Annotated in this window: 17 protein-coding genes; 4 read left to right on the top strand and 13 right to left on the bottom strand. The window is 69.4% G+C overall.

Annotated features, from left to right (window positions below):
* Positions 1–273 precede the first annotated feature (273 nt).
* The 13 genes from AC27L4_RS32940 to msuE form a co-directional block, all read right to left on the bottom strand.
* On the bottom strand, positions 274–1065 hold the full coding sequence (locus tag AC27L4_RS32940; protein WP_487146927.1) for an ABC transporter ATP-binding protein: 792 nt from the start codon (positions 1063–1065) through the stop codon (positions 274–276).
* Positions 1053–1895: an ABC transporter ATP-binding protein gene (locus AC27L4_RS32935; RefSeq protein WP_487146926.1), complete on the bottom strand. Its 843-nt coding sequence runs from the start codon at positions 1893–1895 to the stop codon at positions 1053–1055. Before AC27L4_RS32935 ends, AC27L4_RS32940 begins: the two co-directional genes overlap by 13 nt.
* On the bottom strand, positions 1892–2800 hold the full coding sequence (locus tag AC27L4_RS32930; RefSeq protein WP_487146924.1) for an ABC transporter permease: 909 nt from the start codon (positions 2798–2800) through the stop codon (positions 1892–1894). Before AC27L4_RS32930 ends, AC27L4_RS32935 begins: the two co-directional genes overlap by 4 nt.
* On the bottom strand, positions 2797–3849 hold the full coding sequence (locus AC27L4_RS32925; protein ID WP_487146966.1) for an ABC transporter permease: 1053 nt from the start codon (positions 3847–3849) through the stop codon (positions 2797–2799). The genes AC27L4_RS32930 and AC27L4_RS32925 overlap by 4 nt, the downstream gene beginning before the upstream one ends.
* A 13-nt stretch (positions 3850–3862) precedes the next feature.
* Positions 3863–5458 (bottom strand): ABC transporter substrate-binding protein, encoded by a 1596-nt coding sequence (locus tag AC27L4_RS32920; protein WP_487146923.1) that lies wholly within the window; start codon positions 5456–5458, stop codon positions 3863–3865.
* Between the two features lie 434 nt (positions 5459–5892).
* Positions 5893–7161, bottom strand: coding sequence for an SfnB family sulfur acquisition oxidoreductase (locus AC27L4_RS32915; protein WP_487146922.1), 1269 nt, complete (start codon positions 7159–7161; stop codon positions 5893–5895).
* 39 nt (positions 7162–7200) lie between these two features.
* Positions 7201–7992: an ABC transporter ATP-binding protein gene (locus AC27L4_RS32910; RefSeq protein WP_487146921.1), complete on the bottom strand. Its 792-nt coding sequence runs from the start codon at positions 7990–7992 to the stop codon at positions 7201–7203.
* Between the two features lie 32 nt (positions 7993–8024).
* The gene (locus tag AC27L4_RS32905) at positions 8025–9371 is read right to left on the bottom strand and encodes an ABC transporter substrate-binding protein (protein ID WP_487146920.1); all 1347 of its coding nucleotides are present in this window, start codon (positions 9369–9371) and stop codon (positions 8025–8027) included.
* Between the two features lie 53 nt (positions 9372–9424).
* Positions 9425–10450: a branched-chain amino acid ABC transporter permease gene (locus tag AC27L4_RS32900; protein WP_487146919.1), complete on the bottom strand. Its 1026-nt coding sequence runs from the start codon at positions 10448–10450 to the stop codon at positions 9425–9427.
* Position 10451: 1 nt separating this feature from the next.
* Positions 10452–11348, bottom strand: a complete 897-nt coding sequence (locus tag AC27L4_RS32895; RefSeq protein WP_487146918.1) for a branched-chain amino acid ABC transporter permease — start codon at positions 11346–11348, stop codon at positions 10452–10454.
* Positions 11348–12190, bottom strand: a complete 843-nt coding sequence (locus tag AC27L4_RS32890) for an ABC transporter ATP-binding protein (protein ID WP_487146965.1) — start codon at positions 12188–12190, stop codon at positions 11348–11350. Before AC27L4_RS32890 ends, AC27L4_RS32895 begins: the two co-directional genes overlap by 1 nt.
* A 119-nt stretch (positions 12191–12309) precedes the next feature.
* Complete coding sequence (gene sfnG, locus AC27L4_RS32885) at positions 12310–13407, bottom strand: dimethylsulfone monooxygenase SfnG (RefSeq protein WP_487146917.1); 1098 nt, start codon at positions 13405–13407, stop codon at positions 12310–12312.
* A gap of 39 nt (positions 13408–13446) precedes the next feature.
* Positions 13447–14028, bottom strand: coding sequence for an FMN reductase (gene msuE / locus AC27L4_RS32880; RefSeq protein WP_487146916.1), 582 nt, complete (start codon positions 14026–14028; stop codon positions 13447–13449).
* 324 nt (positions 14029–14352) lie between these two features.
* Here msuE and AC27L4_RS32875 point away from each other — a divergent pair, with 324 nt between their 5' ends.
* The 4 genes from AC27L4_RS32875 (at position 14353) to lptB (ending at position 17268) form a co-directional block, all read left to right on the top strand.
* Entirely contained in the window at positions 14353–14967 is a 615-nt protein-coding gene (locus tag AC27L4_RS32875) for a ribonuclease D (RefSeq protein WP_487146915.1), read from the top strand.
* Positions 14968–15100: 133 nt separating this feature from the next.
* Entirely contained in the window at positions 15101–15766 is a 666-nt protein-coding gene (gene lptC, locus AC27L4_RS32870; RefSeq protein ID WP_487146913.1) for an LPS export ABC transporter periplasmic protein LptC, read from the top strand.
* A complete protein-coding gene (locus AC27L4_RS32865; protein ID WP_487146912.1) occupies positions 15763–16392 on the top strand; it encodes an LptA/OstA family protein in 630 nt (209 codons plus the stop codon). The genes lptC and AC27L4_RS32865 overlap by 4 nt, the downstream gene beginning before the upstream one ends.
* Positions 16393–16500: 108 nt before the next feature.
* Positions 16501–17268, top strand: a complete 768-nt coding sequence (gene lptB / locus AC27L4_RS32860) for an LPS export ABC transporter ATP-binding protein (RefSeq protein WP_487146964.1) — start codon at positions 16501–16503, stop codon at positions 17266–17268.
* The last annotated feature ends 205 nt before the right edge of the window (positions 17269–17473 follow it).

Below are 17473 nucleotides of genomic sequence, written 5' to 3'. Positions count from 1 at the left end.
GTCGTCGGGCGCCCTTTGGAGGAAGCAGCCGATGCAGGGCCTGGTTGTGATCGTCCAGGACGTTCACGATCCGCGCGGCATGCGCGGCATGATCTGCACCGGACCTTCGATGCGATTGTCCGAGGTCGACGGCGGAGAAAGCGTCCTGCGCCCCTTCCGGAATCGGGTGTCGGATCGACTTCCGGTCCGGTGCGGCATCCGACGCCGAGGCCCCTCCCGCCTCGGCCCGGCCTCAACCGCGGTCGCCCGGAGGAGCCGTTCTCCCCGTCCCCATCATGGCCCCCCAAACCCCGCCGGCTCGCGGGTGAAGCCGCGGCTCGCCGCCAGCATCTGCCTGGTATAATCGGCCGCCACCGCGCCCGACCGCAGCGCCGCGGCGGTGGTCTCCTCTTCCACCCGGCCGCCACGCATCACCACCAGGCGCTCGCACAGATGCGCCACCACCGCGAGATTGTGGCTGACCAATAGAAAGGTCAGGCTGCGCTCGCGCCGCAGCGTCTCCAGCAGGTTGAGGATCTCGGCCTGCACCGAGGCGTCGAGGGCCGAGGTCGGCTCGTCGAGCAGGAGCAGCTGCGGCTCCAGGATCAGGGCGCGGGCGATGGCGATACGCTGGCGCTGGCCGCCGGAGAGCTGGTGCGGGTAGCGGAAGCGGTAGGCCGGGCCGAGGCCGACCTCGCGCAGCACCGAGAGGATGCGCTCCTCCCGGCCCGGCAGGCGGTGGATCGCCAGCGGCTCGGACAGGATGCGGTCGACGGTGTGGCGCGGATGCAGCGAGGCATAGGGGTCCTGGAACACCATCTGCACCCGGCGCAGGAAGGCGAGGTCGCGCGGCGTCGACACCGCCGCACCCTCGAAACGGATGCGCCCGCCCGCCGCGGCGGCAAGCCCCGTGATCGCGCGCAGCACGCTGGTCTTGCCCGAGCCGGACTCGCCGACCAGGCCGAGCGCCTCGCCGCGGTCGAGGCGCAGCGACACGCCGTCCACCGCCGTCAGCATCATGCGGCCATGGCCGAAGCGCATGGTCAGATCCTCGACCTCCAGCATGGCGCCGCTCATCGCAGCCATGCCGGATCGCGGGCGAGCACGGGCAGCGGGTGGCGGTCGACCTCGAGCCGCGGCAGGCAGCGCATCAGCCCCTGGGTGTAGGGGTGGCGCGCCCTGGCGAGCTCGCTCGCCTTGAGCTCCTCCACCACCCGGCCGGCATACATCACCAGCACCCGGTCGCAGAAGGAGGAGACCAGCTCCAGGTCGTGGCTGATCAGGATCAGGCTCATGCCGCGCCGGTAGACGAGGTCGTCGAGGATGCGCAGCACCTCCAGCTGCACCGTGACGTCGAGCGCCGAGGTCGGCTCGTCGGCGACGAGCAGGTCGGGGTCTGTCACCAGCATCATCGCGATCATGCAGCGCTGGCCCATGCCGCCGGAGACCTCGTGCGGATAGAGCGAGAACACCCGCTCGGGATCGCGCAAGCGCACCGCCGCCAGCATGCCGAGCGACTTCTCGCGGGCCTCGGCCCGGCTCACCCGGCCATGGGCGCGGCAGGCCTCCAGCATCTGCGCGCCGATGGTCATCACCGGGTTGAGCGAGAATTTCGGGTCCTGCATCACCATGGTCATGCGGTCGCCGCGCAGCCGGCGGATGGTGCGCGGATCGGCGCCGATGAGGTCGACGCCGTCGAACACCAGCCGCTTCGCGGTGACCTCGGCCGGCGGCCGCGTCAGGCCGAGCAGGGCCCGGCCGGTCTGGGACTTGCCGGAACCGGACTCGCCGACGATGCCGAGCCGCTCGCGCCCGAGCCGGAAGGAGACCCCGCGCACCGCCTCGACCACGCCGTGAGGCAGGCGGAAGCGCACCTCGAGATCCTCGACCGCGAGAAGAGGCTCCTCCGTGCTCATGTCGGCGCCTTCGGATCGAGCACGTCGCGCAGCCCGTCGCCCAGGAGGTTGAAGCCGAGGCTGACCACCAGGATGGCGATGCCGGGCATGGCCGCCACCCACCACTGGTCGATCAGGAAGCGCCGGCCGGTGGCGATCATCGCGCCCCATTCGGGCAGAGGCGGCTGGGCGCCGAGGCCGAGGAAGCCGAGCCCGGCCGCGGTGAGGATGATGCCGGCCATGTCGAGCGTGACGCGCACGATCACCGACGACATGCACAGCGGCACGACGTAGCGGGCGAGGATGCGCAGGGTCGAGGCGCCCTGCAATTGCGCCGCCTGGATGAATTCGCTGTGGCGCACCGTCAGCGTCTCCGCCCGCGCCAGCCGCGCATAGGCCGGCCAGGAGGTGATGGCGATGGCGATGATGGCGTTCTCGATGCCCGGCCCGAGCGCCGCGACGAAGGCCAGCGCCAGCACCAGCTTGGGAAAGGCGAGGAAGATGTCGGTGAGGCGCATCAGCACCGCGTCGACCCAGCCGCCGACATAGCCCGACACCGTGCCGACGGCGAGGCCGATCGGCATGGCGATCACCGAGACCAGCGCCACCACCGCCAGCGTGACGCGGGAGCCGTAGACCAGCCGCGAATAGATGTCGCGCGCCTGGTCGTCGGTGCCGAGCCAGAACTCGGGCCCGGGCGGCAGCAGGCGCTGCGTCCTCAGATCCCCGCCGGAGACCGGCGAGTGGGTGGCGAGGAGGTCGGCGAAGCCGGCCGTGAGCAGGAGCGCCAGCACCAGCACGAGGCCGGTCACGGCCAGGGGATGGGTGAGGAAGCGCCGCCAGCCGACATAGGCGCGGCCAAGCCAGGCCTGCCGGCGCGATTGCGGCTCGCTCGTGGTCAGCCAGGCCCGCATGTCCGCCGTCATCGCCGCGTCCTCGGATCGAGCAGGCGGTAGAGCACGTCCGACAGCATGTTGAGCAGGACGAAGGCGGCGCCGATGCACAGCGTCGCGCCCAGCACCGCGTTCATGTCGGCGTTCTGCAGCGAATTGGTGAGGTAGGAGCCGATGCCCGGCCACGCGAAGATCGTCTCGGTCAGCACCGAGCCTTCCAGCAGCGTGGCATAGGAGAGAACGATCACCGTCACCAGCGGCACCGCGGCGTTGCGCAGGGCGTGGCGCCAGATCACCCGCGCCTCGCTGAGGCCCTTCACCCGCGCGGTCAGCACATATTCCTGCTGCAGCTCGGTCAGCATGAACGAGCGCGTCATGCGGCTGATATAGGCGAGCGAGAAGTAGCCGAGCAGGCAGGCCGGCAGGATGACGTGCGACACGGCGTTGGCGAAGACCTCGAACTGCCCCTGCATCAGGCTGTCGATCAGCAGCGACCCGGTGACCGGCGTCACCATGTAGTCGTAGGAAATGTCGAGCCGCCCGGGCCCGGCCACCCAGTCGAGCTTGGCGTAGAACAATAGGAGCGCCATCAGGCCGAGCCAGAAGATCGGCACGGAATAGCCGACGAGCCCGACCACCCGCGTCGCCTGGTCGACGAGGCTGCCGGCGCGCACGGCCGCGAGCACGCCAAGCGGCACCCCGATCAGGGCGCCGATCAGGGTGCCGAGCGTCGCCAGCTCCAGCGTCGCCGGGAAGAAGCGGCCGATGTCGTCGAGCACCGGATTGGTGGTGAGCACGGAGTTGCCGAAATCGCCGTGCAGCACCTTGCTGAGGTAGAGCCAGAATTGCTGCAGCAGCGGCAGGTCGAGGCCGAGCTCCTGGCGGGCGCGGGCATAGACCTGGGGCGAGGCCTTGTCGCCGACCACTGCCAGCACAGGGTCGACCGGCACCACGCGGCCGATGAGGAAGGTGACCGCGACCAGCCCGAGCAGGGTGATCGCGGCCGTCAGGACGAAGCGGGCGAGAGCCTTCGCCGCCTGCCCGGCGTGGGCGCCGATGAGGCCGTCCCGGCCCTGCGCCATCGCCACGGCGAAGCTAGTCCTTGGAGGTGGTGGTCACGTAGTTGTTGTCATAGGACGGCCCCATGACGAAATTCCTGACGTTGGCGCGCAGCACCGCCGTCTCCTTCTGCTGGTACATGACGACGAAGGGGCTGGTCTCCATGATCTCCTTCTGCATCGCCTCGTACATCGCCGCGCGCTTGGCCGCATCCCGTTCGAGGATGGCCGCCTCCGTCTGCTTGTTCAGCTCCGGCGTCGGCCAGGCGTTGCGCCAGGCCAGGGTCTTGATCTTGGCGTCGTCCGAATTGTCGGGGTTCGAGGCGAAGGTCTGGGCGTTCGAATGCGGGTCCTGGTAGTCCGAGCCCCAGATGCCGATATAGATGTCGTGCTGGCGGGCGCGGTACTTGGTCAGCGTCTGCTTGCCGTCGCCGGGGATGAGCTCGATCTGCACGCCGGCCTTGGCCGCCGATGCCTGGATCGCCTCGGCGAGGCCCGTGGTCGGCTGGTTGTTGCGCACGTCCATCGTCACCTTGAACCCGTCGGGCAGGCCGGCCTCGGCCAGCAGCGCCTTGGCCTTGGCGAGGTCGAGGCTGAAGGGCGTGTCCTTGAGGGCGCCGAGGAAGCCGGCGGGCAGGAAGGCCTGGTGCACCGAGCCCTCGGTCTTCATGATCGTGTCGCCGATCGCGGCATAGTCGACGAGGTACTTGAAGGCCTGGCGCACCTGCGGCTTGGCCAGGATCGGGTTCTTCTGGTTCAGGCTGAAGTAATAGAGCGTGCCCTTGGGCGCCGACTGCACCTTGAAGTCGGGCTTGGCGGAGAGCGCGCCGATCTCCTCGGGGCCGAGGTTGCGGGCGATGTCGATGTCGCCCTTCTCCAGGAGCAGGCGCTGCGTCGCCCGTTCGGCGATGTGGCGGTAGATGACGCGGGCGAGCGGGGCGGGCGTGCCGGAATAGTTCGGGTTGCGCTCGAGCACCACCGCCTCGTTGGCGCGCCAGTCGCGGATGGTGAACGGCCCTGAGCCGGCATAGTGGGTCTTCAGCCAGCCATAGCCGAGGTCGCCCCCCGCCTCGTGCTCCAGCACCAGCTTCTTGTCGACCACCGAGGCGACGGACGAGGTGAGGCAGTAGAGGACGAAGCTCGGCGCATAGGGCTTGTCCATCTCGAAGGTCAGGGCATAGTCGCCCGTCTGCTTGACCTTGTCCTTGACGTTCTCCTTGGTCAGGCCGAACTGGTTGACGATAAAGGCCGGCTGCTTGTCGAGGATGACGGCCCGCTGCAGCGAGAACACCACGTCCGCGGCGGTGATCGGGTTGCCGGAGGCGAACTTGCGTCCCTCGCGGATCTTGAAGGTGATGGTCTTGCCGTCCTCGGAGACGCTCCAGGACTCGGCCACGACCCCGAAGATCTTCGACACGTCGGTGAGATCGTAGCCGATCAGCCGCTCATAGGTGTTGCCGGAGATCTCCGACGTGGAAATCTCGAAGATCTCGGCGGGATCGAGGGAGATGATGTCGTCGATGAACCAGCCCTGGACCAGCGTGTCCTTGGGCGTGGCGGCGCACGCGCCCGTCGCCAATCCTACCCCGAGCATGCAGGCCATCGCGAACCGGGCGAGCGATCGGATCAACATCGAGGATGTCTCCTGTGGGACTGGCCGACTGTGGCACCGCAGGCCTCCGGCTGTCCATCGGTGAAATGCGGCTGCCACAACGCCCTCTCAGCCGTTGTGACCAGACTTGATCCGATAAGCGCTTAGATAGGTGATCGTCGGAGAAATGGGCTCGCCCGTTCAACCGCGTCATGGCCGGACTTGATCCGGCCATCTCGACGGGATCGCTTGCGGTCTCGTGAGCGAACACCGCGATTGGGGGCCGTCGTCACCAGCTTCTGCGTCGTTGCGTGCGCGTGGATGGCCGGATCAAGTCCGGCCATGACGACTGAGGAGGCGTCGCCTTTTCCAGCAGCGACACACCGGATGCACCGCTCCACGGCGCGTCGACTGGAGGCCGACGCGCCGCCTCTTTCGGACCGCCATCCTGGGGAAGAAGGTTATCCTTCGGCGCCTCAGCTCCAGGCGTGCAGAGGCGGGTTGACGCCGTTGAGGAAGTAGTTGCCGAGGATGGCGTATTTCCATCGCACCGGGTCGTGCAGCGTGTGGGTGCGGGCATTGCGCCAATGCCGGTCGAGGTTGTGCTCGGCCAGGGTCGAGCGGGTGCCGGCGAGCTCGAACAGCTTGTTGGCCGCGGCGAGAGCCGTCTCCGTCGAGAACACCTTGGCCTCGGCCACGGCGATCTGCGCCTCGGCGACGCTCGTCTCGCCCGGCTCGGCCACGGCCCTGTCGACGGCGAGGCCGGCCTTGTCCAGCAGCGCCTCGGTCGCGTGCAGGCGCAGGGTCAGGTCGCCGATCGCCTGGATGGTGTAGGGATCCTGCCAGGCATGCTCCAGGCCGCTGTCGACCCAGGCGCGCGCCTTGCCGCGCACGAAGGCGACGGTGTCGTCGATGGCGGCACGGGCAATGCCGGTGTCGACCGCGGCCTGGATGATCTGGAAGATGGCGCCGTCCGCCGTCGGCCGCTCATACCCCTTGTAGCCGGGCACGAGATGGCTCTTCGGCACCTTGACCTGGTCGAGCAGCACCGTGCCGCTCAGCGTGGTGCGCTGGCCGAAGCTCGACCAGTCGTCGATCACGGTCAGCCCGGGCGCGTCGCGCTCGGCGATGGCGTACCAGGCCCGCCCTTCGCCGTCGAGCGCGACGATCGGCACGAGATGGGCGAGCAGGGCGCCGCTGGCGTAGAACTTGCGGCCGCTCACCAGCACGTGGTCGCCGGCGTCGACGAAGCGGGTCTCGAAGTCGACCGCCCGCCTCGAGCCGAACTCGGAGAAGGCATTGCCGAAGCGGATGCCCCGCAGCGCCTCGGCGAAGAGCAGCGCCTGCTGGGCCTCGTCGGACACGGTGCGGATGGCGGCGACCACGCCGAGATGGTTCTGGGGAATCTGGCCGAGCGAGGGATCGGCGGCGGAGATGATCGCGATCACCTTCGAGAGCGTGACATAGGAGACTTCCGGCCCGCCGAACCGACGGGGCACGTTGATCGACCATAGGCCGCTGCTGGAAAAGGCGTCGAGCTCCTCGACCGGCCATTTGCGGGTGAGGTCGCGCTCGGAGGCGCCCTTGGCGAACGCCGCCGCGAGCCGCTCGGCCACCGCGATCGCCTCGGCATCGTCCTTGATCACATGGGCCGGCTGGGCCGGCCGCGGCACGCCGGGCACGCCGGGCACGCCGGCCGCGGGCGTCGATGTCTCGGCCTGGCCTGCCGGAAAGGCGATGGTCATCGGGAAATCCTCCTGGAACGGGATGAAATGGGAAGGCGGTCACGCCATCGTGTGAAGCGCGGGACGGCGCGCCCGGACGAGCGGCCCCTCGCCGAGGTAGAAGGCCTTGACGTCGTCGCGGCTGCGCAGCTCCGCCGCCGGCCCTTCGAGCACGGCGGTGCCGTTCTCCAGCACGCAGGCGCGGTCGGCGTGGCGCAGCGCCAGGGTCGAGTTCTGCTCGGCGACCAGGATCGACAGGCCCTCGTCGCGGTTGAGCTGCCGGAGGCGGCGGAAGATGTCCTCCGCCACCATCGGCGCCAGGCCCATGGACGGCTCGTCCAGCACCAGCAGCCGCGGCCGGGACATCAGCGCCCGCCCGATGGCCGTCATCTGCTGCTCGCCGCCGGACGTGAGGCCGGCAGGCGTCCGGCGCCTGGCCTGGAGGCCCGGGAAGCAGACATAGACCCGCTCCAGATCCTGCCGGATCTCGGCACGGCCGGAACCGCGGCCGAGGCCGCCGGTGACGAGATTCTCCTCCACGGTCAGGGACCGGAAGCAGTGGCGCCCCTCCAGGACCTGGGCGAGGCCCCGACGCACCAGTCCCGCCGGCGTGGCGCGGCTGACGTCGAGGTCGTCATAGACGATGCGCCCGGCGGTGACGCGGCCGCGCTCGGCCGGCAGCAGGTTGGACACCGCCTTGAGCGTGGTGGTCTTGCCGGCGCCGTTGGCCCCGAGCAGCGCCAGGACCTCGCCGCGCGCCAGGGTTAGGCTGACGCCGTGCAGCGCCACGATCGAGCCGCCATAGGCCGCCTCGACGGCCTCGACGGTGAGCTGGATGTCGTGCCGCGCCATGCCTCGTTTCCCCCGCGCCGCCGATCGCCGGTTCAGTTGGTCACGCCGTCCGCATCCGCGGCGGTGCGGGGCTTGATCTGCTTGCTGGCGGCATAGGCCGCGGCCGACTTCTCGATGATCGGGCGCAGCAGCGCCCAGTCCGGCGCGATCCAGTCGGACACCACGTTCCACGCCTTGCCGTCCCATTGCTGGAAGGTGACGAGGCCGTTGCCCTCGTGATTGTCCCAGGTGACGTCGATGGAATGGAACAGATCCTTGGCGCCGAGAGCCGCGACCCGGGCCGGGTCGAGCCTGAGGTGCTCGAAGCCCCAGCGCACCTCGTCGCCGGTGAGGGTGCGGTGCCCGAACTTCTCCTGGGCGATGCGCACGGCCTCGACGTTCAGGATGCCGTTCACGATGCCGAGGTTGTGGTAGACGCTGCCGATGCGCGACTTGTCCTCCAGGTTGCCCTTGCCGGCGTCGTAGACCGTCCGGACGATCTCCTGCAGCACCGGATATTGCGCGCCGGAGGCCTGGGTGGTGATGGCGATGTAGCCCTTGGCGGCGTCGCCGGCCGGAATGACGTCCTCTTCCGAGTTCGACCAGACATTGCCGATGATGTGGTCGGCGGGGAAGCCGACCTTCTGGGCGGTCTTGAGCGCCACCGGGTTCATCACGCCCCAGCCGCGCAGCACGACATAGTCCGGCTTGGCGCGGCGGATGGTGAGCCATTGCGCCTGCTGCTCGTTGCCGGGATGCGGCACCTCGATCTGCTGCAGCTCGAAGCCGTACTTGTCCTTGAGCAGCTCGTAGATCGGGATGGTCTCCTTGCCGTAGGGCGAACCGTGGTAGAGCACCACCAGCTTCTTGCCCCTGAGCTTGTCCAGCCCGCCCTCCTTCGCGGCGATGTAGTTGATGATGCCGGAGGTCTCGCTGTAGGGGTTCAGCAGCAGCGGGAAGACATAGGGAAACACCCGGCCGTCGGTGGAATCGGTGCGGCCGTGATTGATGGTGATCAGCGGCACCCTGTCCTTGGTGATGCGGTCGATCATCGCATAGGCGATGCCGACGGAGAGCGGGTTCCAGGCGGCGATGCCGGGCCGGCTGCGGAAGCGCTCATAGACCTCGACGCCGCGCTCGACCTCATACTGGGTCTCGCCCTCGTCCCAGGTGATCTTGACGCCGTTGATGCCGCCGTCGCGGATGTTGATCAGGTTGAAATAGTCGATCGTGCCGCCGAAGAAGCCGGTGCCGCCGGCGGCGTAGGGGCCGACCCGGTAGCTCTGCAGCGGGAAGAACTGCTCGTCGGCGAGGGCGGGCGCGGCGGCGAGCGGCAGGCTCGCCGCGAGGGCGAGGGCGGCCGAAACCGCGGCGCCGTGCAGGCGGGACAGGATGGACATGACAGGCTCCTGGCGTGCTTCGGGATGAGGATTGACGGGCTGACGGTTGGAGATCAGGGAGCGCCTCGCAGCCGGCGCGCCAGCCGCTCGGAGAGGGCGGCGAGCCCGTCCGGCTCGGCGATGAGGAAGAGGATGATCAGGCCGCCCAGGACGATGCGCTGGCTCATGTCGAGGACGCCGGAGTCGAACACGTCGCCGAGCAGCAGGCCGCCGAGGCGCGACAGCAGCAGCGGGAACACCACGATCAGCGCCGCGCCGAGGAAGGCGCCGCGGATGGTGGCGAGACCGCCGATGATGACGATGAACAGGATCTGGAAGGACCGGTCGAGGTTGAAGCCCGCGGGCTCGACCGTCCGCAGATAGGCGAAGGCCCAGAGCGCGCCGGCGATGCCGACGATGAAGGAGGAGACGGCGAAGGCCAGCAGCTTGGTGCGCAGCACCGGCACGCCGATCACCCGGGCGGCGAGCTCGTTGTCGCGCACCGCGATGAAGTTGCGGCCGGTCTGCGTGGCCACCAGCCGGGCGGCAAGGGCCGTCAGCGCCACGACCACGGTCAGGGCGAAGAGGTAGCGCCCGATGGCGCCCTCGAAGACGAGGCCGAACGCCGTCAGCGGCGGCGCGTCGATGACACCGGACGGATTGTCGTTGGAGAACCACGAGAACTTGGTCAGCGCCCATTGCACGAAGAACTGGGCGGCGAGCGTCGAGACCGCGAGGTAGAAGCCGCGCAGGCGCAGGCTCGGCAGGCCGAACACCAGGCCGAGCGCCGCGGCGGCGAGGCCGCCGAGCCCGATGCTGGCGAGCAGCGGCAGGCCTGCGACCCGCAGGTCGACATTGTAGGCGGCGAAGGCCCCGACCGCCATGAAGGCGGCGCTGCCGAGCGAAAGCAGCCCGGCATAGCCGGTGAGCAGATTGAGCCCGACGCCGGCGAGAGAGAGCGCCAGGAACGGCAGCAGGATGGCCTCGACCAGATAGCCGCCGCCGACGGCCGGAACGAGGCCGTAGGCAAGCGCCAGCACGGCGAGCGGCGTCGCCCAGGCCGGCAGGCGGCGGAGAACGGCGGGGGCGGCGACCGGCATGTCAGGCCCTTTCCACGAGCTTCTGGCCGAACAGGCCGGCAGGCCGCACCAGCAGGAAGGCGAGCGCCGCCGCATAGGCGAACCAGCCTTCGATGCCGCCGCCGACGAAGGGACCGAGATAGACCTCGGCCAGCTTCTCGAAGGCCCCGATCATGAGGCCGCCGACGATGGCGCCGAGGATCGAGTCGAAGCCGCCGAGCACCAGCACCGGCAGCGCCTTGAGCACGACCAGCGACAGGGAGAACTGCACGCCGAGCCGCGCGCCCCAGAGCAGGCCGGCCACGAGGGCGACGACCCCGGCCGCCGTCCACACCGTCGCCCAGATGCGCGGCAGCCTGAGGCCGACGGCGACGGCGGCGAGGGTATCGTCCGCCACCGCCCGGAAGGCGAGGCCGCTGCGCGTCCAGCGGAAGAAGGCGGTGAGGGCGCCGACCATGGCCGCCGCGACGGCGGCGGCGAAGAGGTCGAAGCGGGAGATGAAGACGCCGGCGATCTCCAGCGGCGTGTCCTCGATGCCGAGGTCGAGCGCATGGACCTGGGTGCCCCAGACGAGCTGCGCCGCCCCCTCGATGACGTAGGAGAGCCCGAGCGTCGCCATGAACAGGGTGATCGGCGGCCGGTTGACCAGCGGCCTGAGCACCGCCCGCTCGATCCCCAGGCCCAGCAGCGCCATCGCCGCGACGGTCGCCGCCAGGGCCAGGGCGAACGGCACGCCGCGCTCGACCAGGCTGACGAAGGTCAGTGCCGCGAACAGCAGCATGGCGCCCTGGGCGAAGTTGAGCACGCCGGAGGTCTTGTAGATCAGCACGAAACCGATCGCGACCAGCGAATACATCACGCCGGAGAGCAGGCCGCCGACCAGAACTTCCGTGAAGAACAGGAGATCGATGTCGGCCATCACGCGCCTCCCCCGGCTTCGTCTCCGGAGGCGCCGCCGAGATAGGCGGCGATCACGGCGGGATCGGCCCGCACCTCGGCCGGCGTCGCGTCGGCGATCTTGCGGCCGTAGTCGAGCACGGCAATCCGGTCGGAGAGGTCCATGATCACGCCGATATCGTGCTCGATCAGCACGACGGTGGTGCCGTAGACGTCGCGGGCAGCCCGGACGAAACCGCTCATGTCCCGCTTCTCCGCCGCGGTCATGCCGGCCATCGGCTCGTCGAGCAGCAGCAGCCGCGGCCGGGCCACCAGGGCGCGGGCGAGCTCGACCCGCTTCTGCAGGCCGTAGGGCAGCGCGTGGGCCCGGCGCTCGCGCACCGCGGCAAGGTCGAGGAAGCCGATCGCCTCCTCGGCATGAGCCCGGGCTTCCTCTTCCTCGCGCCGCGCCCGCCCGGCCCCGAGCATCTGCTCGACGACGCCGGCCCGCCGGGTCGCGACGCGGCCCATGACCACGTTGTCGAGGACGCTCAGACCCTTGAACAGGGCGAGGTTCTGGAACGTGCGCGCCACGCCGAGGCGGGCGAGGCCCTGCGTCGGCACCTCGGCGAAGCGCCGGCCGCCGAGCGTGATCCGGCCGCGATCCGGCCGGTAGACGCCGCTGATCACGTTGAGCAGCGAGCTCTTGCCGGCGCCGTTCGGCCCGATGATCGCCCGGATCTCGCCGGGCCGGACGACGAGATCGACGTCTTCCAGCGCCGTGACGCCGCCGAAGCCAAGCCCGATTCCCTCCAGGCGCAGGACCGGCGCCGGCGCGGCGTCCGGCGCCGCCGCCTGATCCGTCGGGGGTGCGAATGCCCCCATGCCCACCCCCGGCACCGCCAGCGGCACGGCGAAGGCCCCGCCGGGCTGAAACCCAGCCATCATCGTCTCCAGGAACCAGCTTTCGCTTGCGGCAGGATCGCCGCGGGGGCAGGCCGCGGTCACTCCGCCGCCGCGGGCAGGCGCTGCGCCGCCTCCAGCTCGCGCACCAGCGGTATGACGCGCCGGCCGAAATACTCGACCTCCTCCTGGAAATGCAGGAACCCGAGCAGGATCAGGCTGGCGCCGGCTGCCTTGAGGGCAAGGATGCGCTCGGCGATCTGCTCGGGCGTGCCGATCAGGTTGGAGCGGAAGCCGTCATTGTACTGGACCAGATCCTCGAAGCTGGACCTGGCCCAGTTGCCCTGGCCTTCCGGCGAGGCCTTGCCGGCGTTCTTCACCTCGTGGGCGAAGGCGTGCACCGCCTCGGGGTTCGCCTTGGCGATGATCTCGTCCAGCACCTGCCGCGCCTCGGCCTCGCTGTCGCGGGCGATGGCGAAGGCATTGACGCCGATGCGGACCCTGTGGCCGGTCTCGGCCGCCTTGGCCTGGATGTCGTCGGCCTGCTTCCCGATCTCCTCCGGCGTGTTGCCGTTGGTGAAGTACCAGTCGGAGACGCGTGCCGCCATGTCGCGGGCGGCGCGCGAGGAGCCGCCCTGAAAGATCTCCGGCAGCGGCTCCTTCGGCTTTGGCTTCAGCGAATAGGTGTTGAAGCGGTAGAAGTCGCCGCGGAAGGTGAAGGCGTCCTCGGTCCAGATGCCGCGCAGGGCGCGGATGAACTCCTCCGAGCGGCGATAGCGCTCGTCATGGTCGAGCCAGGGTTCGCCGATCGCCGCGAACTCGCCGCGGAACCAGCCGCTGACGATGTTGACGGCGACGCGGCCGTTGGTGAGGTGGTTGATCGTGGCGATCTGCTTGGCGGCAAGCGCCGGCGTCCAGGGGCCGGGCAGGATGGCGGCGATCACCTTCAGCCGCTCGGTCGCCGCCAGCAGGGCATGGCTGAAGGCGACGGACTCGTGCTGGAACTCGGCGCCGTAGCCGGCCGTGAAGCGGATCTGGCTCAGTGCATAGTCGAAGCCGCTCGCCTCGGCGATCTGGGCGAGCCTGCGGTTGTAGTCGATGTCCCAGCCGGTGCGCTGCTCGATGTCGCTGATGACGAGGCCGCCCGAGACGTTCGGCACCCAGTAGGCGAATTGGACGGGGTCGGTCACGGCGGTCATCGCGGATCTCTCCTGGCGGGGGCTGGTGAAACGAAGCGGTCAGGCGCCGACCGCGAGCCTGAGCGGCAGCTCCGCCCGGCGGCGGGCGATCTCGGCGAGCTGGCGCGCCGCCTCGTCGGCGGCGCGTCCGGCCCGCTCCTCGATCCGGAGGCTGGCGAGGCAGTGGTCCTGGAAATCGCCCTCGACGGCGTAGACCGTGGTCGGCAGGGTCAGGGCGCCGAGGAAGCCGAACAGCGGGCGCAGCTGGTGCTCGGTGACCAGGCCGTGCAGATGGCTGCCGCCGGTGGCGGTCAGCACCACCGGCTTGCCGGCGAAGGCCTGGTGATGGACGAGGTCGAACAGGTGCTTGAAGGCGCCGGTGTAGGAGGCGCGGTAGACCGGCGACCCTACCACCAGGAGGTCGGCCCGCTCGACCGCGTCGACCACCTCGCGGGCCCGGCCGCGCAGCTCCGCCGGCGCCAGCGCGCCGAACAGGTGGCGCGCCTCCTCCGCCAGCTCGATCACCGTGGCGGCGACGTCCGCCTGCGCGGCGATCCGCTCCACCACGTGGCGCACCAGCGCCGTGGTGCGCGAGGGCCGCGCGAGGCTGCCCGAGAGGCCCAGGACGAGAGGTCGGCTCATGGTTTGAACGACGGTCCCTGCAGAAATTACGTATATAATTTCTATAGTTTATATATTTATATACTCGTCAAGCCTTCGCGCCCGAAAAGAACGATCTTCGCCGGACCGGTGGGTGCGGGGAAAATCTCGCCCTGCCGCCCCGGCCGAGGCCACCTGTTTGACCTCCGGCACGGCGAGCCGGCCGCCCCGGGACATGCCGCCGGGCCCGGGATGCAGGATCCGGCCGATCCTGTGCGCTTGCGCACACGTCGGGGCTTCGCGGCTGTTGCATCGCCGGGGCCTCCGGCTCTATTGGCACGCTCCATCCCCGCGAGGGCCCAGACCGTGACCATCCGCTTCCATCGGGGCGACCTGCCCGATCTCTCCCGCTATCGCAGCATCGCCGCCGTCGACACCGAGACCCTCGGCCTCAACCCGCATCGCGACCGGCTCTGCGTGGTGCAGCTCTCGCCCGGCGACGGCACAGCCGACGTGGTGCAGATCCCCAGGGGCGGCAGCGAGGCGCCGAACCTGAAGCGGCTGCTCGCCGACCCGACGGTCACCAAGCTGTTTCACTATGCCCGCTTCGACGTGGCCGTGCTCTACCACGCCCTCGGCGTGATGACCGGGCCGGTCTATTGCACCAAGATCGCCTCGCGTCTGGTGCGCACCTACACCGACCGGCACGGGCTCAAGGATCTCGTCCGGGAACTTTTGGGGGTTGAGCTTTCCAAGCAACAGCAGTCCTCTGACTGGGGCGCCGACACGCTGACCGACGCACAGCTTGCCTATGCCGCTTCCGACGTGCTGCACCTGCACGATCTCAAGGCCAAGCTCGACGTCATGCTCGCGCGCGAGAGCCGGACGGACCTGGCCCAGGCCTGCTTCGACTTCCTGCCGGCGCGCGCCTTGCTCGACCTGCAGGGCTGGCCGGAGATCGACATCTTCGCCCATAGCTGACCCGACGCCGGATTCACCCTTCCTTGGCACGCGTTGACTTACAACGGTGGCATCGCAATATGAGACAGGCGGCACAGACGGGAGCCGCCACGAGGTTTTTGGTTTGGCCGATACGATCGACACGCGGGTCCGGATGAGGGCGCCCGCCCCCCTTCCGCGCGACCTCGCCTTCGACGCGGCCCGTCGGCACAGCCGTCGCGTGCGCACCCTCAAGGTCGCGGTGCCCGTCGTGGCGCTGCTGGCGGTCGCCGTCTTCGTCGGTTACGTGTTTTTCGACCCGTTCCGCCCCAAGGACGTCGAGCTCGACCTCGGCAAGCTCAACGTCTCGGACGGCAAGCTCACCATGGAGCTGCCGCACCTCACCGGCTTCAACAAGAAGCAGGAGGCCTACAACGTCACGGCCAAGACCGCCTCCCAGCGCATCGCCGCTCCGGGCCTGATCGACCTGACCGATCTGGACGCGGTGATCACCATGCAGGACGGCTCCACCGCGACGATGAAGTCGACCGCCGGCAAGTTCGACTCCAACGCCGAGGTGCTGACCTTGCGCGACAAGGTCGCGGTCACCTCGACAAGGGGCTATTCCGCCGACATGAAGAGTGCCACCATCGACTTCAAGGGGGGGACGGTGAAGAGCGACGAGCACGTCAAGGTCAACCTCACCAGCGGGGAGATCCAGGCGGACTCGCTCAGCATCGTCGACGGGGGCGCGCTGATCACCTTCAAGGGTCGCGTCAACTCCACCTTCCGCTCGAAGATCAGGCCGGACAAGACTCCAGGGAAGGGACCAACGCCATGAGCCAGACGAAGACCGAGAGCCCCTCCGCGGCCACCAGCACGGCAGGGTTCGGCCTGGCGGCGCTGGCCCTGGCCGCCGCCCTGGCGCTGGCCGGCCCGGCGCTGGCCGAGACCAAGAAGGCCGCCAATCCGTTCCAGGGCTTTTCCGGCGACAGCGGCAAGCCGGTGGACGTGAATTCGGAGACGCTCGAGGTCGACCAGAACGCCCAGAAGGCGGTCTTCACCGGCAATGTCGTCGCCGTCCAGGGCGACTCGACGCTGCGCGCGCCCAAGCTGGTGGTGTTCTACGACAATGCCGGCGCGAACCCGGCCGGTGGCGGCAACGCCCAGGAGCAGGACGCCGCGGCGCAGCCGGCCGGCGGTCCGTCCCAGGCCAGCAGCATCAAGCGGCTGGAAGCGTCCGGCGGCGTCGTCGTCACCTCCCAGGACCAGAAGGCCACCGGCGAGAACGGCGTGTTCGACATGCTCTCCAACACGGCGACGCTGACCGGCAATGTCGTGCTGACCCAGGGCCCCAACGTCATCCGCGGCAAGCAGCTGGTGGTCGACCTGAAGACCGGCATCGCCCGCGTCCAGGGCGGCACCACCGGCCTGTTCGTGCCCAGCAGCCAGAAAAAGGCCAACTGACGGTCCGCAGGCGAGCCCATCGCCCGGTGCGGCACGGACAGAGACAGCGCAAGGACTGAGAACGCCGTGGCGTGGTTGCCTTTCGGACGAAGCAGGAACGCGGTTGCGATCGACGAACCCGTGGACGTCGATCCGGACGCCTATCTGCCGAGCGAGGGGGTGCTCGCGGTGCGCTCGATCGCCAAGAGCTACCGCAAGCGCCAGGTGGTCGCCGACGTCAGCCTCGATCTCAAGCGCGGCGAGGCGGTCGGCCTGCTCGGGCCGAACGGCGCGGGCAAGACCACCGTCTTCTACATGATCATCGGCCTGATCCCGCCCGATCACGGTCGCATCGAGCTCGACGGCCACGACGTCACCCGCCTGCCGATGTACCGGCGGGCGCGGCTGGGCGTCGGCTACCTGCCGCAGGAGGCCTCGATCTTCCGCGGCCTCTCGGTCGAGCAGAACATCCGCGCCGTGCTGGAGATCGCCGAGCCCGACCGGCAGGCGCGCGAGCGCCAGTTGGAGGAACTGCTGGAGGAGTTCGGCCTGACCCGCCTGCGCGCCTCGCCCTCGATCGCCCTGTCCGGCGGCGAGCGCCGGCGCGTCGAGATCGCCCGGGCCCTCGCCAGCCACCCCTCCTTCATGCTGCTGGACGAGCCGTTCGCCGGCATCGACCCGATCGCCGTCGGCGACATCCAGGCGTTGGTGCGCCATCTCACCACCCGCGGCATCGGCGTCCTGATCACCGACCACAATGTCCGCGAGACCCTGTCGCTGATCGACCGCGCCTACATCATCCACTCCGGCCACGTGCTGACGGAGGGCACGCCTCAGGCGATCATCGAGGACCCGGACGCGCGGCGCCTCTACCTCGGCGAGGAGTTCCGGATGTAGCGGGCCGGGCGCCCGGTTGTTGTCAACGGGTAACGCCTTGTCACAATCGCGCGCTGCGACGAGACCGCCCTCCCCGTCCGGCCCATATTCATGATAGGGTCCGCCTACGTTCACCCTGTTTCGGGCTTGCTCCTTGTTGGTTCTTGCATGACGATTCTGATGCGCACCGCCGTTGCGGCGGTCTCTGCCTTTGTTCTGACGTCCA

It is taken from the genome of Labrys sp. Lb11 (assembly GCF_057554225.1).
Note: the sequence above shows the minus strand (reverse complement) of the source record. Positions and strands in the feature narration are given on the sequence as shown.

Excerpts from the sequence above, each read along its gene's own strand:
- AC27L4_RS32940 (WP_487146927.1), bottom strand. The coding sequence starts at position 1,065 with ATGGCTGCGATGAGCGGCGCCATGCTGGAGGTCGAGGATCTGACCATG.
- AC27L4_RS32935 (WP_487146926.1), bottom strand. The coding sequence starts at position 1,895 with ATGAGCACGGAGGAGCCTCTTCTCGCGGTCGAGGATCTCGAGGTGCGC.
- AC27L4_RS32930 (WP_487146924.1), bottom strand. The coding sequence starts at position 2,800 with ATGACGGCGGACATGCGGGCCTGGCTGACCACGAGCGAGCCGCAATCG.
- AC27L4_RS32925 (WP_487146966.1), bottom strand. The coding sequence starts at position 3,849 with ATGGCGCAGGGCCGGGACGGCCTCATCGGCGCCCACGCCGGGCAGGCG.
- AC27L4_RS32920 (WP_487146923.1), bottom strand. The coding sequence starts at position 5,458 with ATGTTGATCCGATCGCTCGCCCGGTTCGCGATGGCCTGCATGCTCGGG.
- AC27L4_RS32915 (WP_487146922.1), bottom strand. The coding sequence starts at position 7,161 with ATGACCATCGCCTTTCCGGCAGGCCAGGCCGAGACATCGACGCCCGCG.
- AC27L4_RS32910 (WP_487146921.1), bottom strand. The coding sequence starts at position 7,992 with ATGGCGCGGCACGACATCCAGCTCACCGTCGAGGCCGTCGAGGCGGCC.
- AC27L4_RS32905 (WP_487146920.1), bottom strand. The coding sequence starts at position 9,371 with ATGTCCATCCTGTCCCGCCTGCACGGCGCCGCGGTTTCGGCCGCCCTC.
- AC27L4_RS32900 (WP_487146919.1), bottom strand. The coding sequence starts at position 10,450 with ATGCCGGTCGCCGCCCCCGCCGTTCTCCGCCGCCTGCCGGCCTGGGCG.
- AC27L4_RS32895 (WP_487146918.1), bottom strand. The coding sequence starts at position 11,348 with ATGGCCGACATCGATCTCCTGTTCTTCACGGAAGTTCTGGTCGGCGGC.
- AC27L4_RS32890 (WP_487146965.1), bottom strand. The coding sequence starts at position 12,190 with ATGGGGGCATTCGCACCCCCGACGGATCAGGCGGCGGCGCCGGACGCC.
- sfnG (WP_487146917.1), bottom strand. The coding sequence starts at position 13,407 with ATGACCGCCGTGACCGACCCCGTCCAATTCGCCTACTGGGTGCCGAAC.
- msuE (WP_487146916.1), bottom strand. The coding sequence starts at position 14,028 with ATGAGCCGACCTCTCGTCCTGGGCCTCTCGGGCAGCCTCGCGCGGCCC.
- lptC (WP_487146913.1), top strand. The coding sequence starts at position 15,101 with ATGAGGGCGCCCGCCCCCCTTCCGCGCGACCTCGCCTTCGACGCGGCC.
- AC27L4_RS32865 (WP_487146912.1), top strand. The coding sequence starts at position 15,763 with ATGAGCCAGACGAAGACCGAGAGCCCCTCCGCGGCCACCAGCACGGCA.